This is a genomic window from Bacillus sp. AFS012607 (assembly GCF_002558005.1).
GTDB lineage: Bacteria > Bacillota > Bacilli > Bacillales > Bacillaceae_G > Bacillus_A > Bacillus_A thuringiensis_S.
The window spans coordinates 1-1646 of the sequence record NZ_NTVM01000088.1 but is presented as its reverse complement, the minus strand read 5'-3'; the positions used below and the strand labels follow the sequence as shown (position 1 = coordinate 1646).

The following is a 1646-nucleotide window of genomic DNA, read 5'->3' as shown; positions in this document are numbered from 1 at the left end:
CTCATTTATTAATTGGCTCTATATGTGTACATGTAGGATATTGAGTACAACCAAAAAACTTATTTCCTGTTTTATTTGAATTGCGAACCACTAAATCATGTTTACATGTTGGACATTTCCGTTCTGCAGGTTTTACCCCTTGATACACATCTTCAGCCGAATATTCGGGATTAATTTTATTAATCAATTTCTGAAGTTCTACACGATCTATTAGTTTCACATTACAAGCTTCCGCTAATTCTTTCGCCTGCCTTGTATACACACTGTTCGTTACAACCCAGCCCTCATTTGCTTTGTAATAGGCTTGTGCTGCATATATCTCTTGTACGGCACTAATGCCGACTCTATTTTTCATCCCGTAGCGTTTTGCCTGGATTACAATACGATTTTTCCCCTTCAATACCAGATCCGCTCCGAAATCATTTGACTGCTTTGTGACTGTTGGAGAATAACCCAACTCTCGAAAGAGAGCTTTTAGGTATACTTCGAATTGATGTCCGTCCATTTTGTCTATATAACGAATACCAGACTTAGCCATTCGTTTTAATATTCTTCGCTCCTGGAACTTCCGGTACATGAATTTACAAATTCGAAAAAGAACATAAAGGATAAAACCATACATCAAAATTTGTAATATGTTTGGCATTTCTGGTAGATTAGACACTTCGCTCCACCTCTTTAATTGGTTTCATTTTCTTTGGTTGGGCTGTTTCTTTTGCCTGTTGCTCACTCACTTGTTTCTTCCGGACATCGTTCCAATCTTTTTCATTCGTTGGAATATCCTCTTTAAGATCTACAAAGCATTTCATTGTCTGAATGAAGTCTTTCCCAGCTTTATCATTATCAACTGCCATAATGACCTCTTTAATATCGTGCCCTTCTTTTTTCGCATCCATTAAAGATTGAATTACTGTTTTTGACTTCAATCCATGCATAGAAACCAGACGAGCGTTTTGTATCTTATTTTGCTTGATACTCCAATGAGATAACATGTCGATTGGATCTTCATAAAAATAAATCTTATCCGGTTTACCTACATCAACCGTAAAACCGGCATTAATTTTTTCATAATTCGGGACAATTTGCTTAAAGCTTCCTCTTTTATTCTCCATTTTTACTGTACCTTGACGGTTCATACCAATGACTTGCCCTTTGCCTCCTTCTTCTCTCCATTTAAACACCACATTATTTTTCTTATCCTGGGCGATGAGATCCTTTTTAATCAGCCAATTCACCAAGCGAGGATCTATTTTCCGTTCATTAACCAGGTATTCTTTAATCTCTGTTTGCTTATTTACTTCCAGGTGTTTGGGATAACTAAATGGCTGCTGCTCTTTTTTGCGCTCCTCTTCAGCTTTTGAACGATCAAACTCTTTGTAGTCCCCCTTCTGAATGTCCATCACGGCTTGTGGGAATGTCATGTCATAGTACATCATCGCAAAGCTAATCGCCCCATATCCTTTTTCCCCTCGACTATTCCAGGCGTACTGATTCCCTTTAATGATGAGACTATCATGTTCCGTATGACGATAATAATTTCCTTCTTTCTTAAACGTTTCTCCTTTTGCTTCCAGATATGAAATCAAGTCAACTTTTCTTGCTTTCATCGCATCCTCCGCACTGACGTATGCCATTACGGAATCCCC

2 protein-coding genes are annotated in these 1646 nt (G+C 38.0%); both read right to left on the bottom strand.

Going from position 1 to position 1646, the window contains the following annotated elements:
• Window position 1 precedes the first annotated feature (1 nt).
• Window positions 2-664, bottom strand: coding sequence for a restriction endonuclease (locus CN409_RS30910; protein WP_098217979.1), 663 nt, complete (start codon window positions 662-664; stop codon window positions 2-4).
• A complete protein-coding gene (locus tag CN409_RS30905; protein WP_098180545.1) occupies window positions 657-1634 on the bottom strand; it encodes a DUF3991 and TOPRIM domain-containing protein in 978 nt (325 codons plus the stop codon). Before CN409_RS30905 ends, CN409_RS30910 begins: the two co-directional genes overlap by 8 nt.
• Window positions 1635-1646: the final 12 nt, after the last annotated feature.

Bases quoted from the DNA above. Each gene is read 5' to 3' on its own strand.
- CN409_RS30905 (WP_098180545.1), bottom strand. From the start codon at position 1,634: ATGGCATACGTCAGTGCGGAGGATGCGATGAAAGCAAGAAAAGTTGAC.